The following is a 24871-nucleotide window of genomic DNA, read 5'->3' as shown; positions in this document are numbered from 1 at the left end:
TCCTTTCCTGACGAACGCCTGCGGGGTCAGCTGTCGGGTTCGGGCGCCAGGTGCCCGGCCGGTTGGTGCCGGCTTCACCCCAAGACGAGCGTCGGCTCGCCGAATGTGGGTCCCCCGCCCTCTACGACCGGCACTCGGGGTATGTCGGTCGTGCGCCCGCGAGGTTCGACGTCCGGGCGCGCGGATGAAGCAATGCCATCTGCATGTGCGGTTGTTGATCCGATGTGCAGTTGTGCCCGGCGACTCCGCCGGGTCGAGCCGTTGCCCGAAGGCGGTAGCACGTTACGGGATTGACGCATGTGACACAAGGTGCGAGTTGGAAACCTGTGCATGACGCAAGCCGACACGCCGGGATGTGGATCTTTTCTTCGGCCAGGTGTTCGATTGCCCGGGCCTGCCCGGGCCGCGCTCGCCTACCGTCGGCGCGCGCGTCGACGGCGGATCGCCTGGCGATCCAGCGGAGCCGACATCACATCGCCCAGCACGACACCGGTGCTGATCGCGAGCGCGACCGCGGCGGCGCCCATCATCGTGCTGATCGCCTGCGCCTGAGTGGCGACCGAGGAGCTGACAATGCTGCCGGCGACGGCTTCGTACATACCGCGGAAGATCCGCATGCCGGGCAGCAGCGGCGACACTGCCGGGACGACCATCACCAGCGCCGGTGCCCCGAGCCGCAACCCGATCATCCGGCCGAGCACGCCGATCGCCACCGCGGCGATCGCGATCGAGGTCGTCGCGCCGAGGCCGGCGGAGGAGATGCCGAAGAGGTGGAACGACTTCGGCAGCCCGTTCGCCAGGAAGAGGCCGAGCCCACCGAGCAGACCGGCCGGCACCAGGTGCTTGGGCAGCACGCGCATCGTGACCGCGCCCGAGACACCACCGATCGCACCGCAGATCACCTGCAGCCACAGGGAGGCCGGCGTCGAGGTCAGCGAGAGTGCCTTGGGTGCGGTCAGCTCGAGGTCGAGCGCCTTGTCGATGCGCAGGGTGAGCGACAGTCCGGCGGCGACGCCGACGATGATTCCGGAGGTGGTCAACAACACCCCCAGCAACCGACCCGCACCGGTCACCGGATAGCCGGTCACCGCATCCTCGACCGCCGATGCCATCGCCCGACCGGGTAGGAGCACGACGATCCCGGCGGCCACGGCATACCCGAAATCGTTTGTGGTCATGGTGAGTCCGAGCCAGTGGTGCACTGCGACGAGGTAACCGAGCCAGGCGAGCAGCACCGACACGGCGGCGCCGATCGTCGCCTCGTAGAACGAGGGAACGGCCCGCTTGCTGAGCCAGCGGCCAATGCGGTCCACCAGCAGGGTCGAGACGATCGCGACAACGATCGCCATCGCGTGACCACCGAGCAACGCACACACCGAGCCGGCCAGTCCGGCATATCCGAGCGAGACCAGCCAGCGTGGGTAGAGCCGGGAGGACCGCTGGATGCGACGCAGCTTCTTGGTGGCTTCCTCGACGTCGTCGATGCCACCGGAGACCAGGTCCTCGACCAACCCGTGCACGGCGGTAAGGCGGGCGAAGTCGCGGGTGTTCGAGCGGACCACGCGCAGGAGGGTGACGGGTACACCGGCCGGCGTCGGGGCTTGCACCAGCAGCGATTGGTTGGTGATGTCCACCTCGACCCGGCGCAGCCCGGCCGCAGCGGCGACCGCGACCACCGCGGCCTCGACGTCCCGGGTGCCCGCACCGCAGCGCAGCAGCAACTCACCGACGCGCACCGCGAGCTCGAGCGCGCTCCGCACGGAGGCCTCCTGCTCGGGCGCCTCCATCGTCCGCGGGTCGCGGTATGGCGTGTGCCGCAGCGAGTCGGCGATCGGCAGAGGCTCGGTGACCGGCTCCCCTTGCAGGAAGCGCAACCGACCCGAGATCGGCAGCCCTCCCGGATCGGTTTCCTGCTGCTCCATCCGGACAGCGTATGACGATCAGGTGGCCGTCGGATATGACGCGCCTGAGCGCGCCCTGATTGCCTTATCTACCAGGAAGATTGGGCAACACGCCCTGCATCGGAACGCTGCTGTCGGTCTGGAACGGCCACCAGTTCGCGCCGGACGACAGGTGGGTCAGCGCCCACAGGCCGCAGATGATCGCGATCGCGATCAGCACCCCGACGATGATCTGGGTCAGCGGCTTCCCGCGGATCACGCCGCGCACGATGCTGCGCGACCCGCGGCGCAGCGGGATGCCGCCGGGTCCCCACCACATCACCAACAACGCGATCAGCATGCCGACGCCGAGCGGCGCCGGCCGGGCCAAGTAGGCCGAACCCCCTTGGGTCATCGACCACGCGAGCGCGACGACGGCTGCCGCACAGGCACCGACGAACGCCGGGATCAGCACCGTCAACACAGTCGCGAGTGCGGCCAGCACCCCGTGCCAGGGCGAGGTCACCGCAGCGACGAACCCGTCGGACTTGCGCCGCCCGCCGCTGAATCTCCGCAAGACCATGGATGTGACGGTCTTGTCGCACCACCGCGCCGCGATCGCCCACAACACCACCAGCACGAAACCCACCGTCGGCCACAACGCGGTGATCCCGACGGCCGCAGCCGCGAGCGCGGCGAGCGTGCCCGTGCGGGCCGGCTGACCGATGCGGGGGTCCGGCGGCGGCACGAACTTGCCGGGCGGGAGCGAGGGCACCGGACGGTCACCCTGCGGCGACGGCTGTGGGCGGCGTTGCTCGCGTGGCTCGAAACCGACCGGCGCAGAACGCTGTCCAGCGCCCCGGTCGTAGGGCAGTCGTTCCGTCCCGGGCGTCGCACCGCGCAGCCGCTCGGTGTCCGGGGCGGACGATCGGGGGCTCGGCACGAATGCGGTCGCCGGCTTGCCGGTGACGGGAGCGGCCTGCTGGCGGAAGGTCGTCGGCCGGCTGATCGCCTCGGTGGGCGGCTTGGTCGCCCGCATCGGGATGTGGCCGGTCTGTCCGCCGGAGGCAAAGACGTCGAGCTCGGCGAGCACCTCCTGCGCCGCCGGCCTGGCCGCCGGGTCCGGGTTGAGTGCGGCCTGCAGCAGCGGCCGCAGGCGGGGTTCGACCCCGGTGAGGTCCGCCTGCCCACGACTCACCCGATCCAGCACCACCGTCATCGGTCCGCGGCCGAACGGCGGCTGACCGGATGCGGCATACGCCAGGGTTGCCGCCCAACCCCACCAGTCGGTGGCCTGCGTGACCTCGGCGCCCTCGACGATCTCCGGCGACAGATAACCGGGCGTGCCCATCACCAGACCGGTTGAGGTGAGCCGAGCGTCGTCGGCGACGTGCGCGATGCCGAAGTCGATCAACACCGGGTCGTCGCCGACCAGCAGCACGTTGCCGGGCTTGAGGTCACGGTGCACGATCCCCGCCGCGTGTATGGCGCCGAGCGCGTCCGCAAGGCCCCGGCCCAGCCGGGCGAGCCGGGCCGCGCCGAACGGGCCGTCCTCCTCGACGACCTCGTCAAGGGGTGCGCCCGGCACGAAACTGGTGACCAGATAAGGACGTTCGCCGTCCACCTCGGCGTCCAGGAACGACGCGACGTTGGGGGATTTCACCCGCACGAGCGTGCTGACCTCACGGCGCAACCGCTCGCGGGCACCGGCGTCGTGCGCGATGTGGTCACGCAGCACTTTCACCGCGACGGGGTCGCCGTGCACGTCGAGTCCCTTGTAAACCACGCCCATGCCGCCCTCGCCGAGCCGGCCGATGAGCCGGTAGTTGCCGAGCAGCTGCTGGGTCGGTGGCAGGACGACGGTCGGGTCGTCGTAGGCCTCGTTATACGAGTCAGGGCCGCGGGTCGGCAGCCGATGCGTGCCGCTGCCGGCACCCGGACGGGCGGCATCGGCGCGGCGATCGGCGGTCATGTTGTCCACGGTAAGCGACAACGCCTGAGAAGCCGCAGAGACGCCCCGGGGTGCCGGAAGTCACGTCGGGGGCGGGCCTTGGGTCGAAGTCGGGTTCAGGTCGTGATGTAGGACTCGAGCTGATCGCGCTCGTCCTGCAACTCCTGCAGCCGGAACTTCACGATGTCGCCAATGCTCACGATGCCGACGAGCTTGTCGTCCTGCACCACCGGCAGGTGCCGGATGCGGTGCTCGGTCATCAACCCGGCGAGGCTGCGGATCTCATCCTCCGGCCCGCAGGTGTGCACGGTCCGGGTCATCAGCTCCGACACCGGTCGCTGCAACAGCCCGTCGGAGTGCTCGGGCAGCGCGCGGACGACATCCCGCTCGCTGATGATCCCGGTGATCGCCCCGTCGTCGACCACGACGACGGCGCCGATCCCGTGGTCCGCGAGGGTCTGCACGAGTTGCTGCACGGTGGTGGTCGCGGGGACGGTCACGACCTCGGGTCCCTTGCCCTTGATCAGCTCCTGGATGCGCATGTCTCACGGTATCCCCGGGTAGACCTCCCCGGCCAGATCTCGGTCAACCCGACGGGTCGGCGGTGCCGTGCGCCGATACCCTTGGACCCGGCGGGGCCCCGGCCGGATTCGTTCGTCGAAGGAGTTGTGCTCGTTGCCGAAGGACAGGTTCGACCTCGTGATCGCGGCCAACCGGCTTCCCGTCGACCGGGTCACCCAGGACGACGGATCGGTCGAGTGGCGACGCAGCCCCGGCGGACTGGTGACCGCGATGGAGTCGGTGATGCGCGGGCGCGACGGCGCGTGGATCGGCTGGTCGGGAGACCCGGGCGAGGCGCCCGAGCCGTTCCGCGAGGACGACATGCAGCTGCACCCGGTGCCGTTGTCGGCCGACGAGGTCAGCGACTACTACGAGGGTTTCAGCAACGGGTCGCTGTGGCCGCTCTACCACGACGTCATCGTGCAGCCGACGTTCAAGCGACGGTGGCGGGCGGCGTACGAGCGCATCAACCGGCGGTTCGCCGAGGCCGCCGCCGAGCTGGCCGCGCAGGGCGGCACGGTCTGGGTGCAGGACTACCAGCTGCAGGAAATGCCGGCGATGCTGCGCGAGCTGCGACCTGACCTGCGCATCGGCTGGTTCAACCACATCCCGTTCCCTCCGGTCGAGCTGTTCATGCAGTTGCCGGCCCGCGAGAGCCTGCTGCACGGGCTGCTCGGCGCGGATTTCCTTGGTTTCCAGCGCAAGGCAGACGCATACAACTTCCTCAACGCCTGCCGACAGTTGCTGGCGGCAAGTGTGAAGGGCGATGTCGTACGCCTCGCCGACGGTCACGCCACCCGCGCCGCCGCGGTGCCGATCTCGATCGACGCGCAGGCGATGGCCGACCTGGCCAACACTCCGCAGGTCAAGGCGCGGGCCGCCGAGATCCGCGAACAGCTCGGCGATCCCGAGCACCTGATGCTCGGTGTCGACCGGCTCGACTACACCAAGGGCATCCGCCACCGGCTCAAGGCGGTCGGCGAGCTCTACCAGGAGGGCACGCTCGATCCGTCCACCACGAAATTCATCCAGGTCGCCACCCCGAGCCGGGAACGGCTGGAGGCCTATCAGCACATCCGCAGCCAGGTGGAGCGCACGGTCGGCCAAATCAACGGAGACCACTCCCCGATCGGCGCGCCCGCGGTCACCTACCTGCACCGCTCCTTCCCGCGCGAGGAGATGGCGGCGTTGTTCCTGGCCGCGGACGTCATGCTGGTCACCCCGCTGCGCGACGGGATGAACCTCGTGGCCAAGGAATACATCGCCGCACACGACGGCACCGGAGCGCTCGTGCTCAGCGAATTCACCGGCGCCGCATCGGAACTCAAGCAGGCCTACCTGACCAACCCGCACGACATCAGCGCGTTGAAGCAGTCGATCATGAATGCCATCCAGGCGCCGCCCGACGTGCTCGCGCGCCGCATGCGCGCCATGCGCCGGCAGGTGATGACCCATGACGTGCAACGCTGGGCAGAGGATTTCCTGACCAATCTCGCCGCCGCACCGGAGCGCCCTCGCTGATGCCCCTGGAAAGCTCTCTCGCACAAGCCCTTTCGGCGTATGCCGCCCGCACTCCCGTCCTGCTCGCGACCGACTTCGATGGCGTGCTCGCCCCTCTGGTGCAGGACCCCTCCAAGTCCCGGCCGGTCGACGGGTCGATGGAAGTGCTTCGCGAAATCGCGCGCACGCCAGGCATTTTCGTGGCCGTCGTCTCCGGGCGTGACCTGGCGGCGCTCCGTCAGCTGACCGGCGTGACACCGCAGGACAACATCACGCTGATCGGCTCCCACGGCGCCGAACCGGACCGGGAGCTGCCGCTACACGTCGACTTCGACGATGCCGCGAGGCAGCGGCTCACGGGAGCGACGCGAGCACTCGACGCCGTCGTCGCCGCGCATCCCGGCACCCGGCTCGAGCACAAACCGGCCGGCGTCGTGCTGCACACCCGCGGCCTCTCCGAGGCGGCGGCCACCGCCGCGTCCCAGCACGCGCTGGCGGTCAACCTGCCCGGCGTGCACAAGATGAGCGGCAAGCAGATCGTGGAGTTCAGTGTGCTGCCGGTGACCAAGGGCCTTGCCCTGCAGGCCCTGGCCGAGCAGCACGGCACGGTCGCTACCTGCTACCTGGGCGACGACGTGACCGACGAGACGGCGTTCGCGGTGCTGCCCGCCGACGCCGGCAACGTCACCATCAAGGTCGGGCCGGGGCAGACCGGCGCGCGGTTCCGCATCGACGGCCCGGCCGAGGTCGTTGCGGTCTTCGAGGCCGTCCTGCGAGACCGCTGAGGCGGTTGGCCGCGGGGTTTGACCAGCCCATCCACGCAAATGCACACAATTTCGGACGTTTGCGCACACGCGGCCCCCGTCATACGACAAGATGGGGCTGTGGCCGACGTCACAGGTGACGTCGCCACTTCCATTCACAACGGATCGTCCGGCACGTTCCTGCCGGTGAAGGAGATGCATCAGCATGGCCACTGTCACGTATGACGAGGCAACCCGTGTCTATCCCGGGGCCGACGTCGCATCGGTCGACAAGCTCAACATCGACATCCAGGACGGCGAATTCCTGGTGCTGGTCGGACCGTCGGGTTCGGGCAAGTCGACCGCATTGCGCATGCTCGCCGGCCTCGAAGAGGTCAACGAGGGCCGCATCCTGATCGGTGACCGCGACGTCACCAACCTCTCCCCCAAGGACCGCGACGTCGCCATGGTGTTCCAGAACTACGCGCTCTACCCGCACATGACGGTGGCCGACAACATGGGCTTCGCCCTCAAGATCGCCGGCGTGCCCAAGAGCGAGATCCGCAGCCGCGTCGTCGAGGCCGCCAAGATCCTCGACCTCGAGCCGTTCCTGGACCGCAAGCCGAAGGCACTCTCCGGTGGTCAGCGGCAGCGTGTCGCAATGGGCCGGGCGATCGTCCGGTCGCCGCAGGTCTTCCTCATGGACGAGCCGCTGTCCAACCTCGACGCGAAGCTCCGGGTCCAGACCCGCACCCAGATCGCCTCTCTGCAAAGGCGATTGGGCGTCACGACCGTCTACGTCACGCACGACCAGGTCGAGGCGATGACGATGGGCGACCGAGTCGCGGTGCTCAAGGACGGCCTGCTGCAGCAGCTCGACACCCCGCGCCGCATGTACGACCACCCCAACAACGTCTTCGTCGCCGGCTTCATCGGCTCCCCCGCGATGAACCTGCTCGAGGTGCCGGTGACCGAGGGCGGCGTCAAGCTCGGCTCGATCGTGCACCCGGTCAAGCGCGACCCGTTGGCCAAGACCGGCGACAAGGTGATCGTGGGCATCCGCCCGGAGGACCTGACGCCCGCCAGCGAGGGCGGCATCCCGGTCGAGGTCGATGTCGTCGAGGAGCTTGGCGCGGACGCCTACGTCTACGGCCGCACCGACGTCGGCGGCGAGAGCGACAAGCAGATCGTCGCCCGCGTCGACGGCCGACAGGTGCCGGACAAGGGTCAGACCATCCACTTCGTGCCGAAGGGTGAGGGCGACCACCTCCACCTGTTCGACCCGGAGTCCGGCGAGCGCCTGGGCGACTGAGCTCTTTCGGCTCGATTCCGCGCGTCGGGACCCGCTGGCTGCGCTGCGCGGGTCCCGGCTGTCATCTTCGCGGCCTCTTTCGGCTCGATTCCGCGCGTCGGGACCCGCGAGATCTCTCGGCGGCATACCTCAATGAGGAGGTATGCCGCCGAGTTGCGTCATACCGGCTGATCGGCGAGCACAATGGACCCGTGGCTCTCGACATCACGACCGCCCGACCCTGGCCGGCCCTGCTCGACCTGCCCTGGCGGCTGCCGCTGGAGGACTGGCCGGAGGAACGGCTCGCCGCACTGCCGCGAGGCATCTCCCGGCACGTGGTGCGCTTCGTGCGGCTGGAGGGGCGGGTCATCGCGATCAAGGAGATCAAGGCCGACATCGCGCGGCGCGAGTACAACATGCTGCGCATGCTGCGACGGTTGGGACAGCCGGTGGTCGAGCCAGTCGGTGTCGTCGCGGGACGACTCACCAAGGACGGTGAGCCGCTCGACGCGTGTCTGCTGACCCGGCACCTGCAGTTCTCCCTGCCCTATCGAGCGATGCTCAGCCAGAACTTGCGGCCGGACACCGCGGCCCGGTTGATCGATGCCCTCGCCGTACTCCTCGTGCGACTACACCTGGTCGGCTTCTGGTGGGGCGACGTGTCGCTGTCCAACACGTTGTTCAAGCGGAGTGCCGGTGAGTTTGCGGCATACCTGGTCGACGCCGAAACCGGTGAGTTGCACGACAAGCTGACCAACGGCCAGCGCGAGCACGATCTCGACATCGCCCGGGTCAACATCGCCGGCGAGATGATGGACCTGCAGGCCGGCGGCTTCGTCGGCGAGGACATCGACCCGATCGCGATCTCCGACCGAATCATCCAGCGCTACAACGTGCTGTGGCAGGAGCTGACCGCCGTTGAGCGGTTCGACGCCGACCAGCGGTGGCGGGTGGACGAACGGATCCGGGTGCTCAACTCGCTCGGCTTCGACGTCGGCGAACTCGACATCACCACCGACTTCGATGGCACCACCATCCAGATCCAGCCGAAGGTCGTTGATGCCGGCCATCATTCGCGTCGCCTGCTGCGGCTGACCGGCCTCGATGTCGAGGACAACCAGGCGCGCCGGTTGCTCAATGACCTCGACGCCTTCCGGGCGGCCCACGAGCGACAGAACGACGATGAGGAGCAGGTCGCGCACGACTGGCTGATGCAGGTTTACGAGCCGATCACCCGCAGCGCTCCACCGGAGATGCGCCGCAAGATGGAGCCGGCGGAGCTCTTCCACGAGGTGTTGGAGCACCGGTGGTACATGTCGGAGAAGGCCCAGCGTGACTTCACCATTGAGGAAGCCGTGCAGGACTACATCGACACGGTGTTGCCCGACAAACCCGACGACAGCGCGGTGGTCGGGGTCGACACCGACGCCATACCCGTGCGGGCGAACCGCTGACCGACGCCCCGCCGCCTCGGTCAGGCGAGCGGGCGCCCCTCGGCATCGTCAATCTTGTGCAGTAGCAACAGGATGAAGTCGATCAGCGACCAGACGCCGCACGCTCCGAACGTGACCAGCTTCAGCACGCCGAGGCCGATCTGGCCGAGGTAGAACCGGTCGACGCCCAGGCTGCCCAGGAAGAAGGACAGCAGGACGGCGGTCATCCAGTCCTTGCTGGAGAAGACCCCGGGCACCTGTTTGGCCGGAAAGTAACCGCCGCCGCTCACACTGCGCACCGCGGTGTCGCCCTTCAGCGCGCCGGTCGCGGCGAGTTGCTGCAGCTGCGCATACGGCACCGGGCCCTGCTCCTGGCCCATGTTCATGATGAAGAACGAGTCCTGCGCCGGAGCGCCCCAGGCCGGACCGGGCCCCGGCTGCTGCGGGGGCTGCTGGGGGTAGGGCTCATTCGGGTTCGGCGTCCCACCGTAGCTACTCATCGTTGATCCCTCGTCGGGTGGATTGTGCGGGTCACCATACGTGACGTCGCGAACCGATCCCACGGTTTCATCACGGAACCGGGTGGTTGCCCCGTGCGTCTGCACTCCGAGCACGAAGCGTGCGAGGCTTCGGCACACCACCCGGTTCACGACCGGGTGCCCCATCGATGCAGGGAGGAATCGACAGCAATGTCCAACTACGGCAATAGCGGCGGGCAGGGACCGCAGGACCCCTACGGCCGGCCGGCACAGCCCGGATACGGAGAGCAGCCGAGCCTCGGCGGGCAGTATGGCGGCCAGCCCGCGCCGGGCCGGTACGGCGGTCCACAGCCTGACTCGTCCGGCCAGTACGGCCAGCCCACGCCCGGACAGTACGGTCAGCCGCAGTACGGTGGTCAGCCGCCGTACGGCGGGAACGCGTTCGGCGACCAACTGCCGCCCGACACCTACGCCAGCTGGGGCCAGCGGGTGGGCGCCTATCTGGTCGACGCTCTCGTCGCGCTGCCCGGCATCATCCTTTATGTCATCGGTGCCGCCATGCAGAACGTCTACGTGCTGCTGCTCGGCTTCCTGCTGATCGTCGGCATCCAGGCCTGGAACCGTTGGTACAAGGCCGGCACCACCGGGCAGAGCATCGGCAAGGGCGTCATGCACGTGCGGCTGGTGAGCGCCGACTCCGGCCGGCCGATCGGTCCGCTGATGGCCTTCGTGCGCGATCTCTGCCACTTCGTCGACGGCGTGATCTGTTACATCGGCTACCTGTTCCCGCTGTGGGACCGCAAGCGGCAGACGCTGGCGGACAAGATCGTGGGCACCGTCGTGCCGCACGGTGACAAGTAGTCCGTAGCAATCGTTGCGAGAGGGCCCGGAAGCTGCGCGCTTCCGGGCTCCTCAGCGAAACGGCAAGAACGTCAGGACTTTTCGGCCCGCTGCCGGGCGACTTCGTAGAGCGTGACTGACGCCGCGATGCCGGCATTGAGCGACTCGACGGTCGAGCTCATCGGCACCGACACGATCTGGTCGCAGGTCTCGCTGACCAGCCGCGACAGACCCTTGCCTTCGGAGCCGACGACGATGACGAGTGGCTCACCCGCGAGGTCCAGCGCCGGCAGTTCGACCTCACCGTCCATGTCCAGCCCGATGACGAAGAAGCCGGCCTTCTTGAATTCGTTCAGCGTGCGAGTCAGGTTGCCGGCCAACGCAACCGGGATGCGGGCAGCCGCTCCGGCGGACGTCTTCCACGCACTGGCGGTCATCCCGGCCGAGCGCCGCTCGGGCACGATCACGCCGTGCCCGCCGAACGCGGCGACCGAGCGGACGATCGCGCCGAGGTTGCGCGGGTCGGTGATCCCGTCCAGCGCGACCACCAGCGGGACGCCCGGTGCTTCGGGGTTGATCAGGTCGTCCGGGTGGGCATAGTCGTATGGCGGGACCTGCAGCGCGAGGCCCTGGTGTGTCGCCCCGTCGGTCATCCGGTCCAGCTCGGTGCGTTGCGCCTCCATGATCGGAATCGTCTGATCCGCAGCGATTTTCAGCGATTCCTTGACCCGGTCGTCGGAGTCGATGCGACCTGCGACATACAGTGCGGTGGCGGGTACACCGACCCGCAGCGCCTCGACGACGGAGTTGCGTCCGGCGATCACCTCACCGCTCTGCTTGGCGGACTTGCCTCCGGACCGCGACGGCGCCGATCGCTTGGTGGTCTCCGCCTTCCGGGCAGCCTTGTACGCCTTGTGATTTGGCCGGTCGCTCGCCTTGGGCGTGGGGCCCTTGCCCTCCAGACCGCGACGGCGCTGACCGCCGCTGCCGACGAGCGGACCCTTGCGCGAGTTGCCCTTGCGGACCGCGCCGCGACGGCTCGAATTGCCAGGCATGTCAGTCCTGTTCGTTAGTTGTGGATTTTGGGGTGGTGACGGTCCACCGCGCACCGTTGGCCGAGTCCTCGACCGCCACACCGGCTGCGGTGAGCTGCTCGCGGATCCGGTCGGCGGTGTCGAAGTCGCGCGCCTTGCGAGCCTGTGCCCGCTGCTCGATCAACCCATCGACGAGCACCGCGAGCGCGTCCTGCGTGCCGTCGACGGACGTTGAATGCCATTGCGGGTCACGGGGATTGACCCCGATCACGTCGGTCATCGCCACGACCTGCCGGGCGAGCTCGCGTGCGGCCGCAGCATCTCGCTCGTCGAGCGCGACATTGCCCTTGCGGATGGCGTCGAAGACGACGGCCAGCGCCCCCGACACCCCGAGGTCGTCGTCCATCGCGCTCGCAAACTCCTTGGGGATCTCCACCTCGGCGAGTTCGACGACCTCCCCTGCCGGCAGCGCGCGGTCGAGGAAACCCTCGATGCGGTCGACCGCAGCCGCGGCTTCGTCGAGCGAGGTCTCCTGGTATTCGATCGTCGACCGATAGTGCACGGTGCTGAGGTAATAGCGCAGCACGAGCGGGCGCACGGTCTTGGTCAGCTCGAGCACGCCGAGGGTGTTGCCGAGCGACTTGCTCATCTTCTCGCCGCCCATCGTGACCCAGCCGTTGTGCATCCAGTAACGGGCGAATCCCAAACCGGCGGCACGGGATTGGGCCTGCTCATTCTCGTGGTGCGGGAAGCGCAGGTCGATGCCGCCGCCGTGAATGTCGAAGGTGTCACCGAGCCAGCGCCGGGCCATCGCGGAGCATTCCAGATGCCAGCCTGGCCGGCCGCCTCCCCACGGCGTCGGCCATGCCGCAGTCTCGGGCTCACCCGGCTTGTGCCCCTTCCAGAGCGCGAAGTCGCGCGGATCGCGCTTGCCGCGGGGGTCGGCGTCGGCGGCCGGCTCCATGTCGTCGATGCTCTGGTGCGTGAGCTCGCCGTATGCGGGCCACGAGCGCACGTCGAAGTAGACGTCACCCGAGCCGTCCTCCGCCGGGTAGGCGTGCCCGGCGTCGATCAGCATCCGGATCAACTCGACCATGTCGGTGACGTGGCCGGTGGCGCGCGGCTCGTAGGTGGGCCGCTGGACCCCGAGCAGGTCGAGCGCGTCATTGGTCTGCCGCTCGAAGAAATAGGACCAAGCGATCCAGTCGGCGCCGGCCTCGGCCGACTTGGCGAGGATCTTGTCGTCAATGTCGGTCACGTTGCGCACCAGCCGCACGTCATACCCGTGCCCGACGGTGAGCCACCGGCGCAGGATGTCGAAGGCCACCGCGAAGCGGACGTGCCCGATGTGCGGGGCACCCTGGGTGGTGAGACCACAGATGTAAAGGCCGACCTTGCCTTCCTGCAGCGGCTCGAACGGCCGCTTGCTGCGGGACTGGGTGTCGTAGATCTGCAGAGTCACCCGGCGAGTTTATCGACGCGACGCAGGTGATCCTGAGCCCATTGACCAAGGGCGCGGTGACGCCTCTTTGGATCCTGTATACAGTGGTCCTCGTGGTCTTCCCAGTCCGGTGCTCAGTCGATTGCAGACGCCGTGATCAGTCGTCGCCGCGCACGGCATCGAGCGCCGCCGTCCGCGCCCGCTCGGCGTGGGCGCCGCCGATTCGACCGGCAACCGTCGCCTCGCCGCGGGCGATCGCATCGCAGAGCTGTTCGTGCTCGGACAGGCTTCGCGGGGCACGCAATTCGGCGCTCAACTGGAAGACCCAGCGCACCCGCCACTGCATTGGCCGCACCATGTCGTGCAGCAGTGCATTGCCGGCCAGCCGGACGATCTCGGTGTGGAAGTCGGAGTTGAGCGCGCTGATGGCGGCGAAGTCACCGGCGTCGGTGGCCCGGCGCGCCTTGTCCAGCACCGCCCGCAATCGGTCGACCGACACCTCGCCGGCCGCGACCCGCTCGGCGGCACGGGCCGAGGCGTACTCCTCCAGAGTGCGGCGCACGTCGAACAGATCGTTGATCGCGGCTTCGTCGAGGCTGGCCACCAGTAGGCCGCGACGCGGCTGGGTGAGGACGAACCCCTCGGCTTCCAGGACGCGCAGCGCTTCCCGGATCGGGTTGCGCGACACCCCGAGTTGTTCGGCCAGCTGGGTCTCGATCAGTCGCGCTCCCGGCTCCAGCCGCCCGTCCACGATCCGGGAGCGCAACTCGTCGGCCACCTGTTCGCGCAGCGGCCGGTGCGCATCGCCCAGTCGTTGCGCCGGGTCGGGCGCGCGCGTCGTCATACCGGACACAGTATGCAAACTTCCAAGCACCACGAAGGCGGAGTGACCCGAATGCGCGCAACTGGGGCTGTGTGGGGACGAGTGACCACCGTCCTCGATCCGTTCATCCTGGCGCTGGCCGCGGTCATCGGCTTCGCGGTGTTCCTGCCGGCAACCGGTGCCGCGGTGCCGGTCGTGGATCACGCGACCACCATCGGCATCGCGCTGCTCTTCTTCATGTATGGCGGCAGGCTCCCCACCGACGAGTTCGTCGACGGTCTGCGGCACGCCAGGCTGCACCTGACGGTGCTGGCCTGCACGTTCGTCCTCTTCCCGCTGCTCGGCCTGCTGATCCATCTGGCGACCCCGATGTTCCTGCCGCCGCTGATGGTGGCCGGGCTGCTCTTCCTCACTCTGCTGCCGTCGACGGTGCAATCGTCGGTGAGCTTCACCTCGATCGCGCACGGCAATGTGTCGGCGTCGATCTGTGCGGCGACCATCTCCAACCTGCTGGGGGTCGTGATCACCCCGCTATGGGTGCTGGTGGCGATGGGCGGCACAGTGACCCCGAGCTGGGCTTCGGTGCAATCGCTGGTGATTCAGCTGATCGTGCCGTTCATCCTCGGGCAGTTGTTGCAGCGCTGGGTGGGGCCGGTGCTGCGGCGCTACAAGACCTACCTGACCAAGGTCGACCGCGGCGTGATCCTGCTCGTCGTCTACGGCGCATTCAGCGACGACATGCGCGCGCACATGTGGACGCAGGTCGGTCTCGGTCCGATCCTGCTGACTCTCATCGTGTGCGCCGTGCTGCTCACGATCGTGATGTTCGCGCTCGCCGGCGCGACCCGGCTGCTGCGATTCAACCGGGCCGACCGCCTGGCGATCTTCTTCGCCGGCTCGAAGAAGTCACTGACCACCGGGCTACCAATGGCCGCAGTGTTGTTCGGTCCAAAACAGGTCGGCATCCTCGTCATACCGGTGATGATGTTCCACCAGCTGCAGCTGATCGTCTGTGCGCAACTGGCCCGCCGGTGGAGCAGGGATCCGGTGCCGGAGGCGCCGGACGACCGGGTCGCCGTGACGGCCGGTCAGTGACCGCGCGCGATCCATTCGGCGAGATCGGGTGCCTCGTCGCCGATCGTGGTGTCGTCGCCGTGGCCGGTGTGCACTACGGTCTCCGGCGGCAGTGACAGCAGCTTGGTGCGGATCGACTCCACGATGGTGTCGAAGTCGCTGAAGGAGCGACCGGTCGCGCCGGGTCCGCCCTGGAAGAGGGTGTCGCCGCTGAAGACCACGCCTTCGTCCGCGATCCGGAAGCATCACGCGCCCGGTGAGTGGCCGGGTGTGTGCAGGACATCCAGGCGGGCGCCGCCGACGATGATCTGCTGCCCGTCGGCGAGTTCGCCGGTCGGTGGCTGGTCGATCACCGCGTCCCAAAGCATCCGGTCGTCGGGGTGGATCGACACCGTCGCGTCCGGGTGCGCCGCGAGCACGTCGGCGACCGCGCCGATGTGGTCGTCGTGGCCGTGTGTGCACAGGATCTGGGCGAGCTTCCGGTCCCCGATCGCGGCCAGGATCGGTGCGGCGTCGTGTGCGGCGTCGATGACCACGCACTCGTTGTCGTCACCGACGATCCAGACGTTGTTGTCGACCTCCCAGGTGCCGCCGTCGAGACTGAACGTGCCTGAGGTCACGACCTTTTCGATGCGTATGGCGCTCACTCGCTCATGCCTTCGCTTCGTCGATCACGACGACGGAGCGCAGCACGTCACCGCGCTCCATCGACTCGAACGCACCCTCGACCGCGTCCAGTCCGATCCGCTCGCTGACGAACCCGTCGAGGTCGAAGCGGCCCTGGCGGTAGAGGTCGACCAGCATCGGGAAGTCTCGCGAGGGCAGGCAGTCGCCATACCAGCTCGACTTCAGCGCACCGCCACGACCGAAGACGTCGATCAACGGCAGCTCGACCGTCAGCTCCGGGTTGGGCACCCCGACCAGGACGACGGTGCCGGCCAGGTCGCGTGCGTCGAAGGCCTGCCGGTAGGTCTCCGGGCGGCCGACCGCGTCGACGACGACATCGGCGCCATTGCCACCGGTGAGTTCGCGGATCTGCTCCACCGCGTCGACACCCTTGGAGTTGATCGTGTGGGTTGCGCCGAATTCCTTTGCCTTCTCCAGCTTTCGGTCGTCAACGTCGACAGCGATGATCGTTGTCGCCCCCGCAACGGCGGCTCCCGCGATCGCGGCGTCGCCGACGCCACCGCAGCCGATGACTGCGATGCTGTCACCGCGGCCGATGCCGCCGGTGTTGACCGCGGCGCCGAAGCCGGCCATCACCCCACAGCCCAGCAATCCGGCCGCGACCGCCGACGCCTCCGGGTCGACCTTGGTGCACTGGCCGGCCGCGACCAGGGTCTTCTCGGCGAAGGCACCGATGCCGAGCGCGGGGGTGAGTTCGGTGCCGTCGGTCAGCGTCATCTTCTGGGTCGCGTTGTGCGTGTTGAAGCAGTACCAGGGCTTGCCCTTGGCGCAGGCGCGGCACTGACCGCAGACCGCACGCCAGTTGAGGATCACGAAATCACCGGGTGCGACCTCGGTGACGCCCTCCCCCACGGCCTCCACGGTGCCGGCCGCCTCGTGGCCGAGCAGGAACGGGAACTCGTCGTTGATCCCGCCCTCGCGGTAGTGCAGGTCGGTGTGGCACACCCCGCACGCCTCGACATTCACGACGGCTTCGCCGGGCCCGGGATCGGGTATGACGATGTCGACGAGTTCGACGGCCTCACCCTTGCTGCGGGAGATCACACCCTTGACGGTCGACGGCATGCCGGATCAGCTCCTCTTGACTGGACGCAGGTACACCACCCGACTCTAGGACGTGCCGCATTGCGCGTGGCAGCTGCCGAAATGCGCGGCGGTCAGTAGCGGCTGAGCACCAGGTTGGTCTTGAGTATGTCGGTGCGCAGCAACCAGCCGTGGGCGTCGGCGATGGCCATGGCGTCGGTCCGCAGTTGGGCCGCGGTGTCGTAGTCATCGGCCTTGAAGGACAACTCGACGACGGACTGCGCGGACTGTCCACCGGATGCCTTGATCGGCAGCACCTCGATCGCCGACTTGCTGCCCTCGAAGCTGCCCGCCCACTCGGTGGAGGTCACCGCGCCGTGGACTCGGGAGGCCTTCAGGGTGTTGGTGCCCCAGTTGCCGGACTTCCAATCGACAAGCTTTCCAGGGGCTTTCGACACCGCGATGTCGACGGCGTCGCTGTTGGACGGCATGCCAGTGCCGTCGACGTTGGTGCCGGGATCCTTGTCGTTGCTGAAACTCAGCGTCTGTTTGCTGTAACCCCAGTCGACCTCTGCGTCGTAATTGGTATCACTGGAGTCGAATCCGGCCGCGTTGGCCGTGTTCAGCGCCGCAGTGATGTCACCGCCGGTGACCGGAAAGCGCTTCTTGTAGGTGAGCTCGAGCGGGTCGCCCTGCTTGTTGCGCAGCCGCACGCTCCAGCCCTCGTTGTTCAGGTCGAGCGCATCGGTGTCGATGTACTCGTAGCTGCGCGCGCTGCCGTCACCGGTGATCCCGAACGCCGACCGCACGGCTGCCGTGGGGGCGCCGCCGCTGAGGGAATTCGTGCCGAGGTTCAGCTTGATTTCGTATGTCGGGGTGGCGTTGCTCGCGGCGGACGCGCTGGGCACCGTCGCGATGGTGGCGACCGGTGCAACGGCGACTGCGGCCAAGGTTGCGAGATGACGAACGGCGCTGCGGTTGCTCATAAGTCGCGAGTCTTATGCAGGGCGGGTGCGCCTCGAGCGGCGCGGACGTGAACTTCGCGTGACGGGTCAGTTCCGCTGCGACCGGATGCGGTCGAGCGGCACCGCGTGGCGGGTCCGTCTGTTGAATCCGGTGGTGGTGGTCGCCATGAAGAGTGAATTCAGCAGTGCCTCCTCCACGACGTCCTGGGTCGCCCGGAACAACGGGTCGAGCGCGACGTCCGGCAGGCCGGCCGGTGCGGTTGCGGTGTCGAACGCGATCGCGTAGTCGCCGCTGCCGCCTGCGTAGTCGGCGCCGACGCGGCCCATGGCGAAGACGGCGCGCTTCGCCATACGGCTGAGTTGGCGGCTGTCGGCACCCGTGTCGCACGCGAGCACGATCATGCACGAGTTTCCTTGGGGCGTCTCGGATTTCGGCGCCGGCACCTGCGTGCCCAACACGGTGAGGGTGCCGGTGAAGTTGGACTGGACAAGCGCACCAAGGGTGCAGTTGTGCCGGCCCGGGAGCGACACGAGACGAGATGACGTGCCGATGCCACCCTTGAAGCCGAGTGCTCCGGTGCCGGTGCCCGCTCCGACACATCCCTCGGCGACCGGCCCCGAGTCGGCAGACCGGAGGGCGTCGTGCACATGTTGCGCGGTGATCGGCCGGCGTCGGATGTCCGAGAGGTGCCCGTCGTTGGTCTCGCCGACCACCGGGTTGAGGCTGGTGAGCGTCTCATTGCCCGGTAGGTCGAGCACGTAGGAGACGAGCGCGTCAGCGACCCGGAACGCCGACAGTGTGCCGGTCAGCAGGATGGGAGTCTCGAGCTCACCGAGCTCGGCCAATTGCGTGGCGCCAACGAGCTTTCCGTAGCCGTTGCCGACGAAGAGCCCGGCAGGCAGCCGGCCACCTGCGCGGTCGAGCGCGTCCGGCACGATCGCGGTGACGCCGGTGTGCAGGTCGCCGTCGTCGAGGGTGGTGTGCCCGACCCGCACCCCCGGCACGTCGGTGATCGCGTTGTGCTCGCCGGTGTCGAGATCGCCTGGTGCGACCCCGAGGTCGCGTGCGCGGGCCCGGGACGGAGTGCTCATATGGCCTCGACCACGAGCGCGGTCGCGATCGCCGCGACGCCCTCGCCGCGGCCGGTCAGGCCGAGACCGTCGGTCGTCGTGCCGGACAGCGACACCGGCACCCCGCCGAGCGCTTCGGACAGCACGGCCTGCGCCTCGTCGCGGCGCTTGCCGATCTTGGGGCGGTTGCCGATCACCTGCACTGCGGCGTTGCCGATCCGAAAACCAGCATCGGACAGTATCTTTCGGGCCTCGGCCAGCATCGAGACACCGGATGCGCCGGCCATCTCGGGGCGGTCGACGCCGAAGTGGACGCCGAGGTCACCGAGGCCCGCAGCGGAGAAGAGCGCGTCGCATAGGGCGTGGGCGGCGACGTCGCCGTCGCTGTGGCCCTCGATGCCGCGCTCCCTCGGCCACTGCAGACCGGCCAGCCAGAGCGGACGGTCGTCGTCGGCGTAGGCGTGCACGTCGACGCCGATGCCGGTGCGAGGGATCGTCATGACAACTCCTTGCGGATGCGGGTGACTGCGGCAGCGACATCATCGACCGCGGTGTCGACCACCAGGTCGGCGGCCCACGGTTCGTAATCGCGCGCCTCGATCTGCGCCCAGCTCGGCTTGACCAGACCAGGCACGTCGGTAGCGCGGCTGGTCGCCCGGCGACGGTGCTGCTGCCGGTCGCCGCACGTCACCTCGACCTGCAGCGGGCGAGCACCGGCCGATGCCGCGACCTCCAGCCATCCCGCGCGAGACGCCGCGACCGGGTTGACCGAGTCGGCGACGACGCTGACTCCGCAAGCGAGGATGTCGCGGGCGGCGGCCATCGCCGCGGCATACGGGGCGATCTCGTCGGCGTCGAGCGCCCCGACGTCGGCGAGCGCCTGCTGGATCGAATCCACCCGCACGTGCGCGAAACCGGTTGACCGACAGAGGCTTTCGGCGAGCGTCGTCTTGCCGGCACCGGGCAGGCCACCGAGTATGACGAGCGTCGCGTCAGCCATCGGCGAGCAACCGATCGACGGTTTCGAGATCGGCTGGGATCGTCACCTTGATCGCCCGCGGATCGCCGTCGATCACCAGCACCTTCCCACCCTGTCGCTCGACCAGGCCCGCGTCGTCGGTCGCACCGACACCGTCGGCATGCGCGTGCTCCAGCGCCGCCCGGGTGAACCCCTGCGGCGTCTGGATGGCGCGCAGCGTCGCCCGGTCCGGGGTCGCGACGACGTGACCGTCGGCATCGATTTGCTTGATGGTGTCGGTCACCGGCAGGCCCGGCACCACAGCGTCGGCTCCATCGGCCACCGCGGCCGCCACGGCCGCGAAGAGCGACTGCGGCGCGAGTGCGCGTGCCGCGTCGTGCACCAACACCACGGTGACATCGTCCGGCAATGCTGCGAGGCCGGCCGCGACCGAGTGGGTGCGCTCGGCGCCGCCGGCTACGACGACCGCATCCGGCACCAGGGCGCGGAACTCGTCGAGGTGGGTGGCGGGGGCGACGACCACGACGGCGTGCCGGACGGCCGGTGGTCTCGATACGCCGGCATCGGCCGGCTCGTGCCTCGCCGGCCGATGCCGGCTACTCGACCAGCCTGAATCACTACTCATCCAGCCTGAATCACCACTCGACCGACCCGAGTCGCTGCGCGACCAGCCCTGCGCGCGGGTGACCGCGTGCTCGACAAGCGTGCGACCGCCGATCCGGACGAGGGCCTTCGGCATACCCGCTCCGAGGCGGGTGCCCAGGCCGGCCGCAACGACAACGATCCCGACGGAAACTCCGCCGGGATCGTTGGTCGTCAATGACTCGGTCAGGACGCGAGCACCTCGTCGAGGGTGGCCTCCGCCTTGTCCTCGTTGGTGTGCTCGGCGAGCGCCAGCTCGGACACCAGGATCTGCCGGGCCTTGGCCAGCATGCGCTTCTCACCTGCCGAAAGGCCACGGTCCTGGTCACGACGCCACAGGTCGCGCACGACCTCGGCGACCTTGATCACGTCACCGGACGCGAGCTTCTCCAGGTTGGCCTTGTAGCGGCGCGACCAGTTGGTCGGTTCTTCGGTGTGGTCCGCGCGCAGCACCTCGAACACGCGGTCGAGGCCTTCCTTGCCGACGACGTCACGGACGCCGACCAGATCGCAGTTTTCGGCCGGAACTTCGATCGTCAGATCGCCTTGCGCGACCTTCAGGACCAGGTACTGCTTGTCCTCTCCCTTGATCTTGCGGACTTTGATCTCTTCGATGAGGGCCGCTCCGTGATGCGGGTAAACGACCGTCTCGCCGACCTTGAAAACCATATGTTGTTTGCCCCTTTCGCGACCTCCAGAATACCACGGGTTGCGCAGGTCACATAAACGTTTCCGCAGGTCAGCGACCTGCGGAGGGTATGACGGCAGTCTTGACAACAGCGGCTCCGGCATGCATGGCACCACCCGTTCGGCTCCGGCGGAGCACTCGCGGCGCCGCCCGGTCATCTGCTGCGGCACGGGCCCGCTAGGCTGACGCGCGTGACGCGACGACTGCCCCTTCGCCATTCCAAGGCATCCCGTGCGGCGCTCGGTGCGCTGACTCTGGCCACCGCTGCGACCACGCTCAGTGGCTGCATGTATCTCTCGCCGGACCAGACCACGAAGAGTTACATCGCCTCCGACGGCACGACCGCCAAGGTCGGCGACGTCCAACTGCAGAACGTGCTGATCGTCACCAGCGACAAGGGGCAGCCGGGCACGTTGTCCGGGCTCGCGGTCAACAACGCCGAGTCGCAGGTCAAGTTGACCATCGCCACGCCCGGTGCGGCCAAGCGGGAAATCACCATCCCGGGCTCCACCGCCGTACGCCTGGACGGCAAGCCCAACGGCGCCGACCCGGCGACCGTGTCACCGGCGGTCAGCATCTCCTCGGTCGCCTCCCAGCCGGGCCTGGCCCAGCAGGTCGTCTTCTCCACCCCGAATGCCGGGGCGACCCAGGTGCAGGTGCCGATCCTGCTCAACCAGCCGCCCTACGGCAGCGCCGACCCGTCCCACCCGACCTTCACGCCGCCGGAGACCACCGGCGCCGAGGAGCCCCCGGCCTGATCGAACCCGTGCACCGGCCTCAGGCCGTCACGGCGCCTCGAACTTGTAACCCAACCCGCGCACGGTGACGATGTAGCGCGGGTTCGCCGGGTCCGGCTCGACCTTGGCCCGCAGCCGCTTGATGTGCACGTCGAGCGTCTTGGTGTCCCCGACGTAGTCGCTGCCCCACACCCGGTCGATCAGCTGCCCACGAGTCAGCACCCGGCCGGTGTTACGCAACAGCAGCTCCAGCAGCTCGAACTCCTTCAGCGGCAGCGCCGTCGGCTCACCGTCGACCACCACCGTGTGCCGGTCGACATCCATCCGCACCGGGCCGCTCTGCAGCGTCGCCGGCAGCAGCTCGTCAGCCTCCTGCCCGCGCCGCAGGACCGCCTTGATGCGGGCCAGCAGCTCGCGCGAGGAGTAGGGCTTGGTCACGTAGTCGTCGGCACCGAGCTCCAGCCCGACGACCTTGTCGACCTCGGAGTCCTTCGCGGTGAGCATGATCACCGGGACGTTGGACTTCTGGCGCAGCGCCCGGCATACGTCGACCCCCGACATACCCGGCAGCATCAGGTCAAGCAGCACCAGGTCGGCACCGCCCCGGTCGAACTCCACCAGAGCATCCGGGCCGGTCTCGGCGAGCGCGACGTCATAGCCCTCCTTGCCGAGCAGGTAGCCAAGCGGGTCCGAGATCGATTCTTCGTCCTCGACCACAAGGATGCGCGTCATGGAGTGACCTTCTTTCGGGGGTTGATCTGCGGAGTTCGTTCAGGCTGTATGACGGGGGCCGCGGGCGCCGGGCGCGCTGCGGGCAGCCGGATCGTGAACGTCGACCCCTGCCCCTCTTCGGACCACACGCTCACCTCGCCGCCGTGGTTGGCGCACACGTGCTTCACGATGGCCAGTCCGAGGCCGGTGCCGCCGGTGCGGCGAGAGCGCGCCGCATCGACCCGGTAGAAGCGCTCGAAGACCCGGTCGAGATCGGCAGGCGGGATGCCACGCCCCTGATCCTTCACGACGAGCGTGATCAGGTCAGGTCCGGGCTGCACGGTGACGCCGACCCGGGTGCCGGCATCGGAGTAGTTGAGCGCGTTCTCGACCAGGTTGCGGACCGCGGTGGTGATCAGGTTGCCGTCCCCGTAGACGTACGCGGGCTGCGACTGGTCGCCGAGCGCGGTCGAGATCTCGATGTCCCGGTCGGCGGCGACCACCTGCAGGTGATCGACCGCATCGCGCACGGAGGCGCGCACATCGACCAGCACCGGCTCGTCGAGGGTGTCGGCGACCTGCAACCGCGACAGCTCGATGATCTCCTGCACCAGCCGCGCCAGTCGCGAGGTCTCGACGTGCATCCGGCCGGCGAACCGGTGCACCGCGTCCGGGTCGTCGCGGGCGTCGTCCATCGCCTCGGCGAGCAGGGTCAGACCGCTGACCGGGGTCTTGAGTTCGTGCGAGACGTTGACCACGAAGTCGCGGCGGGTCTCCTCGACCCGGCGCGAGTGGGTGCGGTCCTCGACCAGCACCAGGACGTGCTGCTGACTGAGCGGAGCCACCCGCACGCCGATGGTCAGCCGGCCCTGGCCGAGCGGGCCGCGCGCCACGTCGAGTTCGACCTCCCGGACGTCGGCGTCCCTGCGCACGTCCCGCACGAGCCCGCGCAACTGCGCGTGCGACAACTCGGCGTCGCGGACCAGACCGAGCGCCTGGGCGCTGGCGCTGGAGCGCACGACCTTGTCCGACGCGTCGATGACCATGGCAACCGAGCGCAGGGCGTCGAGGACGTCGACCGCCGGGGAGGCCAGGGGCGACAGCGGCTCGGGCGGCGTCATACGAGCGGCAGGAGCGTGGTCGGGGCGGCGGGCTCGCAGCGCATATCCGGCAACGAGGCCGACGATCAGGGCCACCACCGCGGCGACGACTGCGAGCAACACGGCGCCCAATGTACGCACTCGCCAGGGTCACTCCGAACCGCCAGTGCGCCGTATGCCACCGGTCTGCCCGCTGTTCACCTGGTGTCCCGACCTCGTTCACCGCGTGCTGCGACGGTCGTCCGCGTCAGCCGCTTCGTGCTGCCCGAATATGGCGCGGCGTGACTTTCGACATACAGTGCTTCGGCCAATGGCCCGACCAGCGAGGATCTGAGACAACCATGCGCGATGCATTCCACGACGATCTCGACCGGATCTCCGACGACCTGGTCGAGATGACCTCAATGGTCGACGCCGCGATGAAGCGCGCCACCAGCGCCCTGCTCGACACCGATCTGGCGACGGCGGAGAGCGTCATCGCCGCCGACGACGACATCGACCAGCTGCGCCGGGACGTCGACGACCGCGCGGTCGACCTGCTCGCCCGGCAACAGCCGGTCGCGACCGACCTGCGCATGGTCGTCACCGCGATGCACATGGCCAGCGACATCGAGCGGATGGGCGACCTCGCCCGCCACGTCGCCAAGGTGGCCCGGATGCGCTACCCCGAACCGGCGGTGCCGGAGCCGTTGCGCTCGACCATCGGCGAGATGGCTGTCGTCGCCGAACGGCTTGCCACCGCTACCGGCAAGGCGATCGCCGACAAGGACGTGCGCGGCGCCAACGAGATCGAGAAGATCGACGACGAGATGGACCAGCTGCACCGCAAGATCTTCGGTGAGCTGCTGAACCAGACCTGGGAGCACGGCACCGAGGCCGCCGTCGACGCGACGCTGATCAGCCGCTACTACGAGCGCTTCGGCGACCACGCGGTCGCCGTCGCCAACCGCATCGTCTATCTGGTCACCGGCCGCTACGGCACCGAGGACGAAGGCCTGCAGGACTGATCCCGGCGGGGCTGCGGTCGCCCGAGACGCGCAAACCCGGCGATCTCGTAAGCGAGGGTGACGCCAGCCGCACGCTTGCTCACCAGACGCGCAACCACCCGGGCGATCCCGTAAGCAAAGGTGACGCCAGCCGCACGGTTGCTTACGAGACGCGCAACCACCCGGGCGATCCCGTAAGCAAAGGTGACGCCAGCCGCACGCTTGCTCACCA

Annotated in this window: 24 protein-coding genes, 1 pseudogene and 1 riboswitch; of the genes and pseudogenes, 8 read left to right on the top strand and 17 right to left on the bottom strand. The window is 68.6% G+C overall.

The window, feature by feature from the left end:
• Positions 1–143: riboswitch (cyclic di-AMP (ydaO/yuaA leader) on the bottom strand.
• Positions 144–413: 270 nt separating this feature from the next.
• The 3 genes from N2M23_RS04345 to N2M23_RS04335 form a co-directional block, all read right to left on the bottom strand.
• Entirely contained in the window at positions 414–1922 is a 1509-nt protein-coding gene (locus tag N2M23_RS04345) for a threonine/serine exporter family protein (protein ID WP_265443562.1), read from the bottom strand.
• Between the two features lie 64 nt (positions 1923–1986).
• Positions 1987–3852, bottom strand: coding sequence for a serine/threonine-protein kinase (locus N2M23_RS04340; RefSeq protein ID WP_265443560.1), 1866 nt, complete (start codon positions 3850–3852; stop codon positions 1987–1989).
• 95 nt (positions 3853–3947) lie between these two features.
• Complete coding sequence (locus tag N2M23_RS04335) at positions 3948–4373, bottom strand: CBS domain-containing protein (RefSeq protein ID WP_265443558.1); 426 nt, start codon at positions 4371–4373, stop codon at positions 3948–3950.
• A 133-nt stretch (positions 4374–4506) separates the two neighbouring features.
• Here N2M23_RS04335 and N2M23_RS04330 point away from each other — a divergent pair, with 133 nt between their 5' ends.
• The 4 genes from N2M23_RS04330 to N2M23_RS04315 all read left to right on the top strand — a co-directional run bounded on the left by N2M23_RS04330 (position 4507) and on the right by N2M23_RS04315 (position 9380).
• A complete protein-coding gene (locus N2M23_RS04330; RefSeq protein ID WP_265443556.1) occupies positions 4507–5913 on the top strand; it encodes an alpha,alpha-trehalose-phosphate synthase (UDP-forming) in 1407 nt (468 codons plus the stop codon).
• Positions 5913–6677 carry a trehalose-phosphatase gene (otsB, locus tag N2M23_RS04325; protein ID WP_265443555.1) on the top strand — a complete coding sequence of 255 codons (765 nt, stop codon included), beginning with the start codon at positions 5913–5915 and terminating at the stop codon, positions 6675–6677. The genes N2M23_RS04330 and otsB overlap by 1 nt, the downstream gene beginning before the upstream one ends.
• Before the next feature lie 184 nt (positions 6678–6861).
• On the top strand, positions 6862–7947 hold the full coding sequence (locus tag N2M23_RS04320; protein ID WP_265443553.1) for an ABC transporter ATP-binding protein: 1086 nt from the start codon (positions 6862–6864) through the stop codon (positions 7945–7947).
• A 191-nt stretch (positions 7948–8138) separates the two neighbouring features.
• Entirely contained in the window at positions 8139–9380 is a 1242-nt protein-coding gene (locus N2M23_RS04315) for a DUF4032 domain-containing protein (RefSeq protein WP_265443552.1), read from the top strand.
• A 20-nt stretch (positions 9381–9400) separates the two neighbouring features.
• Here the strand turns inward: N2M23_RS04315 and N2M23_RS04310 are convergent, their stop codons facing one another.
• A complete protein-coding gene (locus N2M23_RS04310) occupies positions 9401–9859 on the bottom strand; it encodes an NINE protein (protein ID WP_265443550.1) in 459 nt (152 codons plus the stop codon).
• Between the two features lie 189 nt (positions 9860–10048).
• On the opposite strand from N2M23_RS04310, the gene N2M23_RS04305 reads away from it, so the two are divergent.
• Positions 10049–10699 (top strand): RDD family protein, encoded by a 651-nt coding sequence (locus N2M23_RS04305; protein WP_265443548.1) that lies wholly within the window; start codon positions 10049–10051, stop codon positions 10697–10699.
• 71 nt (positions 10700–10770) lie between these two features.
• Here the strand turns inward: N2M23_RS04305 and rlmB are convergent, their stop codons facing one another.
• The 3 genes from rlmB to N2M23_RS04290 all read right to left on the bottom strand — a co-directional run bounded on the left by rlmB (position 10771) and on the right by N2M23_RS04290 (position 13997).
• Entirely contained in the window at positions 10771–11733 is a 963-nt protein-coding gene (gene rlmB / locus N2M23_RS04300) for a 23S rRNA (guanosine(2251)-2'-O)-methyltransferase RlmB (protein WP_265443547.1), read from the bottom strand.
• A 1-nt stretch (position 11734) separates the two neighbouring features.
• Entirely contained in the window at positions 11735–13174 is a 1440-nt protein-coding gene (cysS, locus tag N2M23_RS04295) for a cysteine--tRNA ligase (RefSeq protein ID WP_265443546.1), read from the bottom strand.
• 136 nt (positions 13175–13310) lie between these two features.
• Complete coding sequence (locus N2M23_RS04290; RefSeq protein WP_265443544.1) at positions 13311–13997, bottom strand: GntR family transcriptional regulator; 687 nt, start codon at positions 13995–13997, stop codon at positions 13311–13313.
• 81 nt (positions 13998–14078) lie between these two features.
• Between N2M23_RS04290 and N2M23_RS04285 the strand changes: the two genes are divergently transcribed.
• Positions 14079–15071, top strand: coding sequence for a bile acid:sodium symporter family protein (locus N2M23_RS04285; RefSeq protein WP_265443542.1), 993 nt, complete (start codon positions 14079–14081; stop codon positions 15069–15071).
• Here N2M23_RS04285 and N2M23_RS04280 read toward each other — a convergent pair.
• The 8 genes and pseudogenes from N2M23_RS04280 to N2M23_RS04245 form a co-directional block, all read right to left on the bottom strand.
• Positions 15065–15697: pseudogene (locus tag N2M23_RS04280) on the bottom strand (MBL fold metallo-hydrolase). The gene N2M23_RS04285 and the pseudogene N2M23_RS04280 overlap by 7 nt on opposite strands.
• A gap of 4 nt (positions 15698–15701) precedes the next feature.
• Complete coding sequence (locus tag N2M23_RS04275) at positions 15702–16802, bottom strand: S-(hydroxymethyl)mycothiol dehydrogenase (protein ID WP_265443540.1); 1101 nt, start codon at positions 16800–16802, stop codon at positions 15702–15704.
• A gap of 92 nt (positions 16803–16894) precedes the next feature.
• A complete protein-coding gene (locus N2M23_RS04270) occupies positions 16895–17746 on the bottom strand; it encodes a hypothetical protein (RefSeq protein ID WP_265443539.1) in 852 nt (283 codons plus the stop codon).
• Positions 17747–17812: 66 nt separating this feature from the next.
• Entirely contained in the window at positions 17813–18817 is a 1005-nt protein-coding gene (locus N2M23_RS04265) for a P1 family peptidase (protein WP_265443537.1), read from the bottom strand.
• Positions 18814–19296 (bottom strand): 2-C-methyl-D-erythritol 2,4-cyclodiphosphate synthase, encoded by a 483-nt coding sequence (ispF, locus tag N2M23_RS04260; RefSeq protein WP_265443536.1) that lies wholly within the window; start codon positions 19294–19296, stop codon positions 18814–18816. Before ispF ends, N2M23_RS04265 begins: the two co-directional genes overlap by 4 nt.
• Positions 19293–19796, bottom strand: coding sequence for a P-loop nucleotide/nucleoside kinase family protein (locus tag N2M23_RS04255; protein ID WP_265443534.1), 504 nt, complete (start codon positions 19794–19796; stop codon positions 19293–19295). Before N2M23_RS04255 ends, ispF begins: the two co-directional genes overlap by 4 nt.
• Entirely contained in the window at positions 19789–20595 is an 807-nt protein-coding gene (locus N2M23_RS04250) for an IspD/TarI family cytidylyltransferase (RefSeq protein WP_265443533.1), read from the bottom strand. The genes N2M23_RS04255 and N2M23_RS04250 overlap by 8 nt, the downstream gene beginning before the upstream one ends.
• Positions 20596–20603: 8 nt before the next feature.
• Positions 20604–21086, bottom strand: coding sequence for a CarD family transcriptional regulator (locus tag N2M23_RS04245; RefSeq protein ID WP_145225015.1), 483 nt, complete (start codon positions 21084–21086; stop codon positions 20604–20606).
• A gap of 210 nt (positions 21087–21296) precedes the next feature.
• On the opposite strand from N2M23_RS04245, the gene N2M23_RS04240 reads away from it, so the two are divergent.
• On the top strand, positions 21297–21863 hold the full coding sequence (locus N2M23_RS04240; protein WP_265443531.1) for a hypothetical protein: 567 nt from the start codon (positions 21297–21299) through the stop codon (positions 21861–21863).
• Positions 21864–21890: 27 nt separating this feature from the next.
• On the opposite strand, the gene N2M23_RS04235 is transcribed toward N2M23_RS04240, so the two are convergent.
• Together N2M23_RS04235 and N2M23_RS04230 are read right to left on the bottom strand one after the other, a co-directional pair.
• Entirely contained in the window at positions 21891–22574 is a 684-nt protein-coding gene (locus N2M23_RS04235) for a response regulator transcription factor (RefSeq protein WP_265443529.1), read from the bottom strand.
• On the bottom strand, positions 22571–23776 hold the full coding sequence (locus tag N2M23_RS04230) for a sensor histidine kinase (protein WP_265443527.1): 1206 nt from the start codon (positions 23774–23776) through the stop codon (positions 22571–22573). The genes N2M23_RS04235 and N2M23_RS04230 overlap by 4 nt, the downstream gene beginning before the upstream one ends.
• Positions 23777–23994: 218 nt before the next feature.
• On the opposite strand from N2M23_RS04230, the gene phoU reads away from it, so the two are divergent.
• A complete protein-coding gene (gene phoU / locus N2M23_RS04225; RefSeq protein WP_265443526.1) occupies positions 23995–24660 on the top strand; it encodes a phosphate signaling complex protein PhoU in 666 nt (221 codons plus the stop codon).
• Positions 24661–24871: the final 211 nt, after the last annotated feature.

This window comes from Flexivirga meconopsidis, from assembly GCF_026162425.1.
Lineage (GTDB): Bacteria > Actinomycetota > Actinomycetes > Actinomycetales > Dermatophilaceae > Flexivirga > Flexivirga meconopsidis.
This window is presented reverse-complemented; position numbering and strand designations above follow the sequence as displayed.

Coding starts and splice junctions, on each gene's coding strand:
- N2M23_RS04305 (WP_265443548.1), top strand. CDS start 10,049: ATGTCCAACTACGGCAATAGCGGCGGGCAGGGACCGCAGGACCCCTAC.
- rlmB (WP_265443547.1), bottom strand. CDS start 11,733: ATGCCTGGCAATTCGAGCCGTCGCGGCGCGGTCCGCAAGGGCAACTCG.
- N2M23_RS04340 (WP_265443560.1), bottom strand. CDS start 3,852: ATGACCGCCGATCGCCGCGCCGATGCCGCCCGTCCGGGTGCCGGCAGC.
- N2M23_RS04320 (WP_265443553.1), top strand. CDS start 6,862: ATGGCCACTGTCACGTATGACGAGGCAACCCGTGTCTATCCCGGGGCC.
- N2M23_RS04265 (WP_265443537.1), bottom strand. CDS start 18,817: ATGAGCACTCCGTCCCGGGCCCGCGCACGCGACCTCGGGGTCGCACCA.
- otsB (WP_265443555.1), top strand. CDS start 5,913: ATGCCCCTGGAAAGCTCTCTCGCACAAGCCCTTTCGGCGTATGCCGCC.
- N2M23_RS04245 (WP_145225015.1), bottom strand. CDS start 21,086: ATGGTTTTCAAGGTCGGCGAGACGGTCGTTTACCCGCATCACGGAGCG.
- phoU (WP_265443526.1), top strand. CDS start 23,995: ATGCGCGATGCATTCCACGACGATCTCGACCGGATCTCCGACGACCTG.
- N2M23_RS04235 (WP_265443529.1), bottom strand. CDS start 22,574: ATGACGCGCATCCTTGTGGTCGAGGACGAAGAATCGATCTCGGACCCG.
- N2M23_RS04310 (WP_265443550.1), bottom strand. CDS start 9,859: ATGAGTAGCTACGGTGGGACGCCGAACCCGAATGAGCCCTACCCCCAG.
- N2M23_RS04275 (WP_265443540.1), bottom strand. CDS start 16,802: ATGCCGTCGACCGTCAAGGGTGTGATCTCCCGCAGCAAGGGTGAGGCC.
- N2M23_RS04290 (WP_265443544.1), bottom strand. CDS start 13,997: ATGACGACGCGCGCGCCCGACCCGGCGCAACGACTGGGCGATGCGCAC.
- N2M23_RS04345 (WP_265443562.1), bottom strand. CDS start 1,922: ATGGAGCAGCAGGAAACCGATCCGGGAGGGCTGCCGATCTCGGGTCGG.
- N2M23_RS04335 (WP_265443558.1), bottom strand. CDS start 4,373: ATGCGCATCCAGGAGCTGATCAAGGGCAAGGGACCCGAGGTCGTGACC.
- N2M23_RS04270 (WP_265443539.1), bottom strand. CDS start 17,746: ATGAGCAACCGCAGCGCCGTTCGTCATCTCGCAACCTTGGCCGCAGTC.
- N2M23_RS04255 (WP_265443534.1), bottom strand. CDS start 19,796: ATGGCTGACGCGACGCTCGTCATACTCGGTGGCCTGCCCGGTGCCGGC.
- ispF (WP_265443536.1), bottom strand. CDS start 19,296: ATGACGATCCCTCGCACCGGCATCGGCGTCGACGTGCACGCCTACGCC.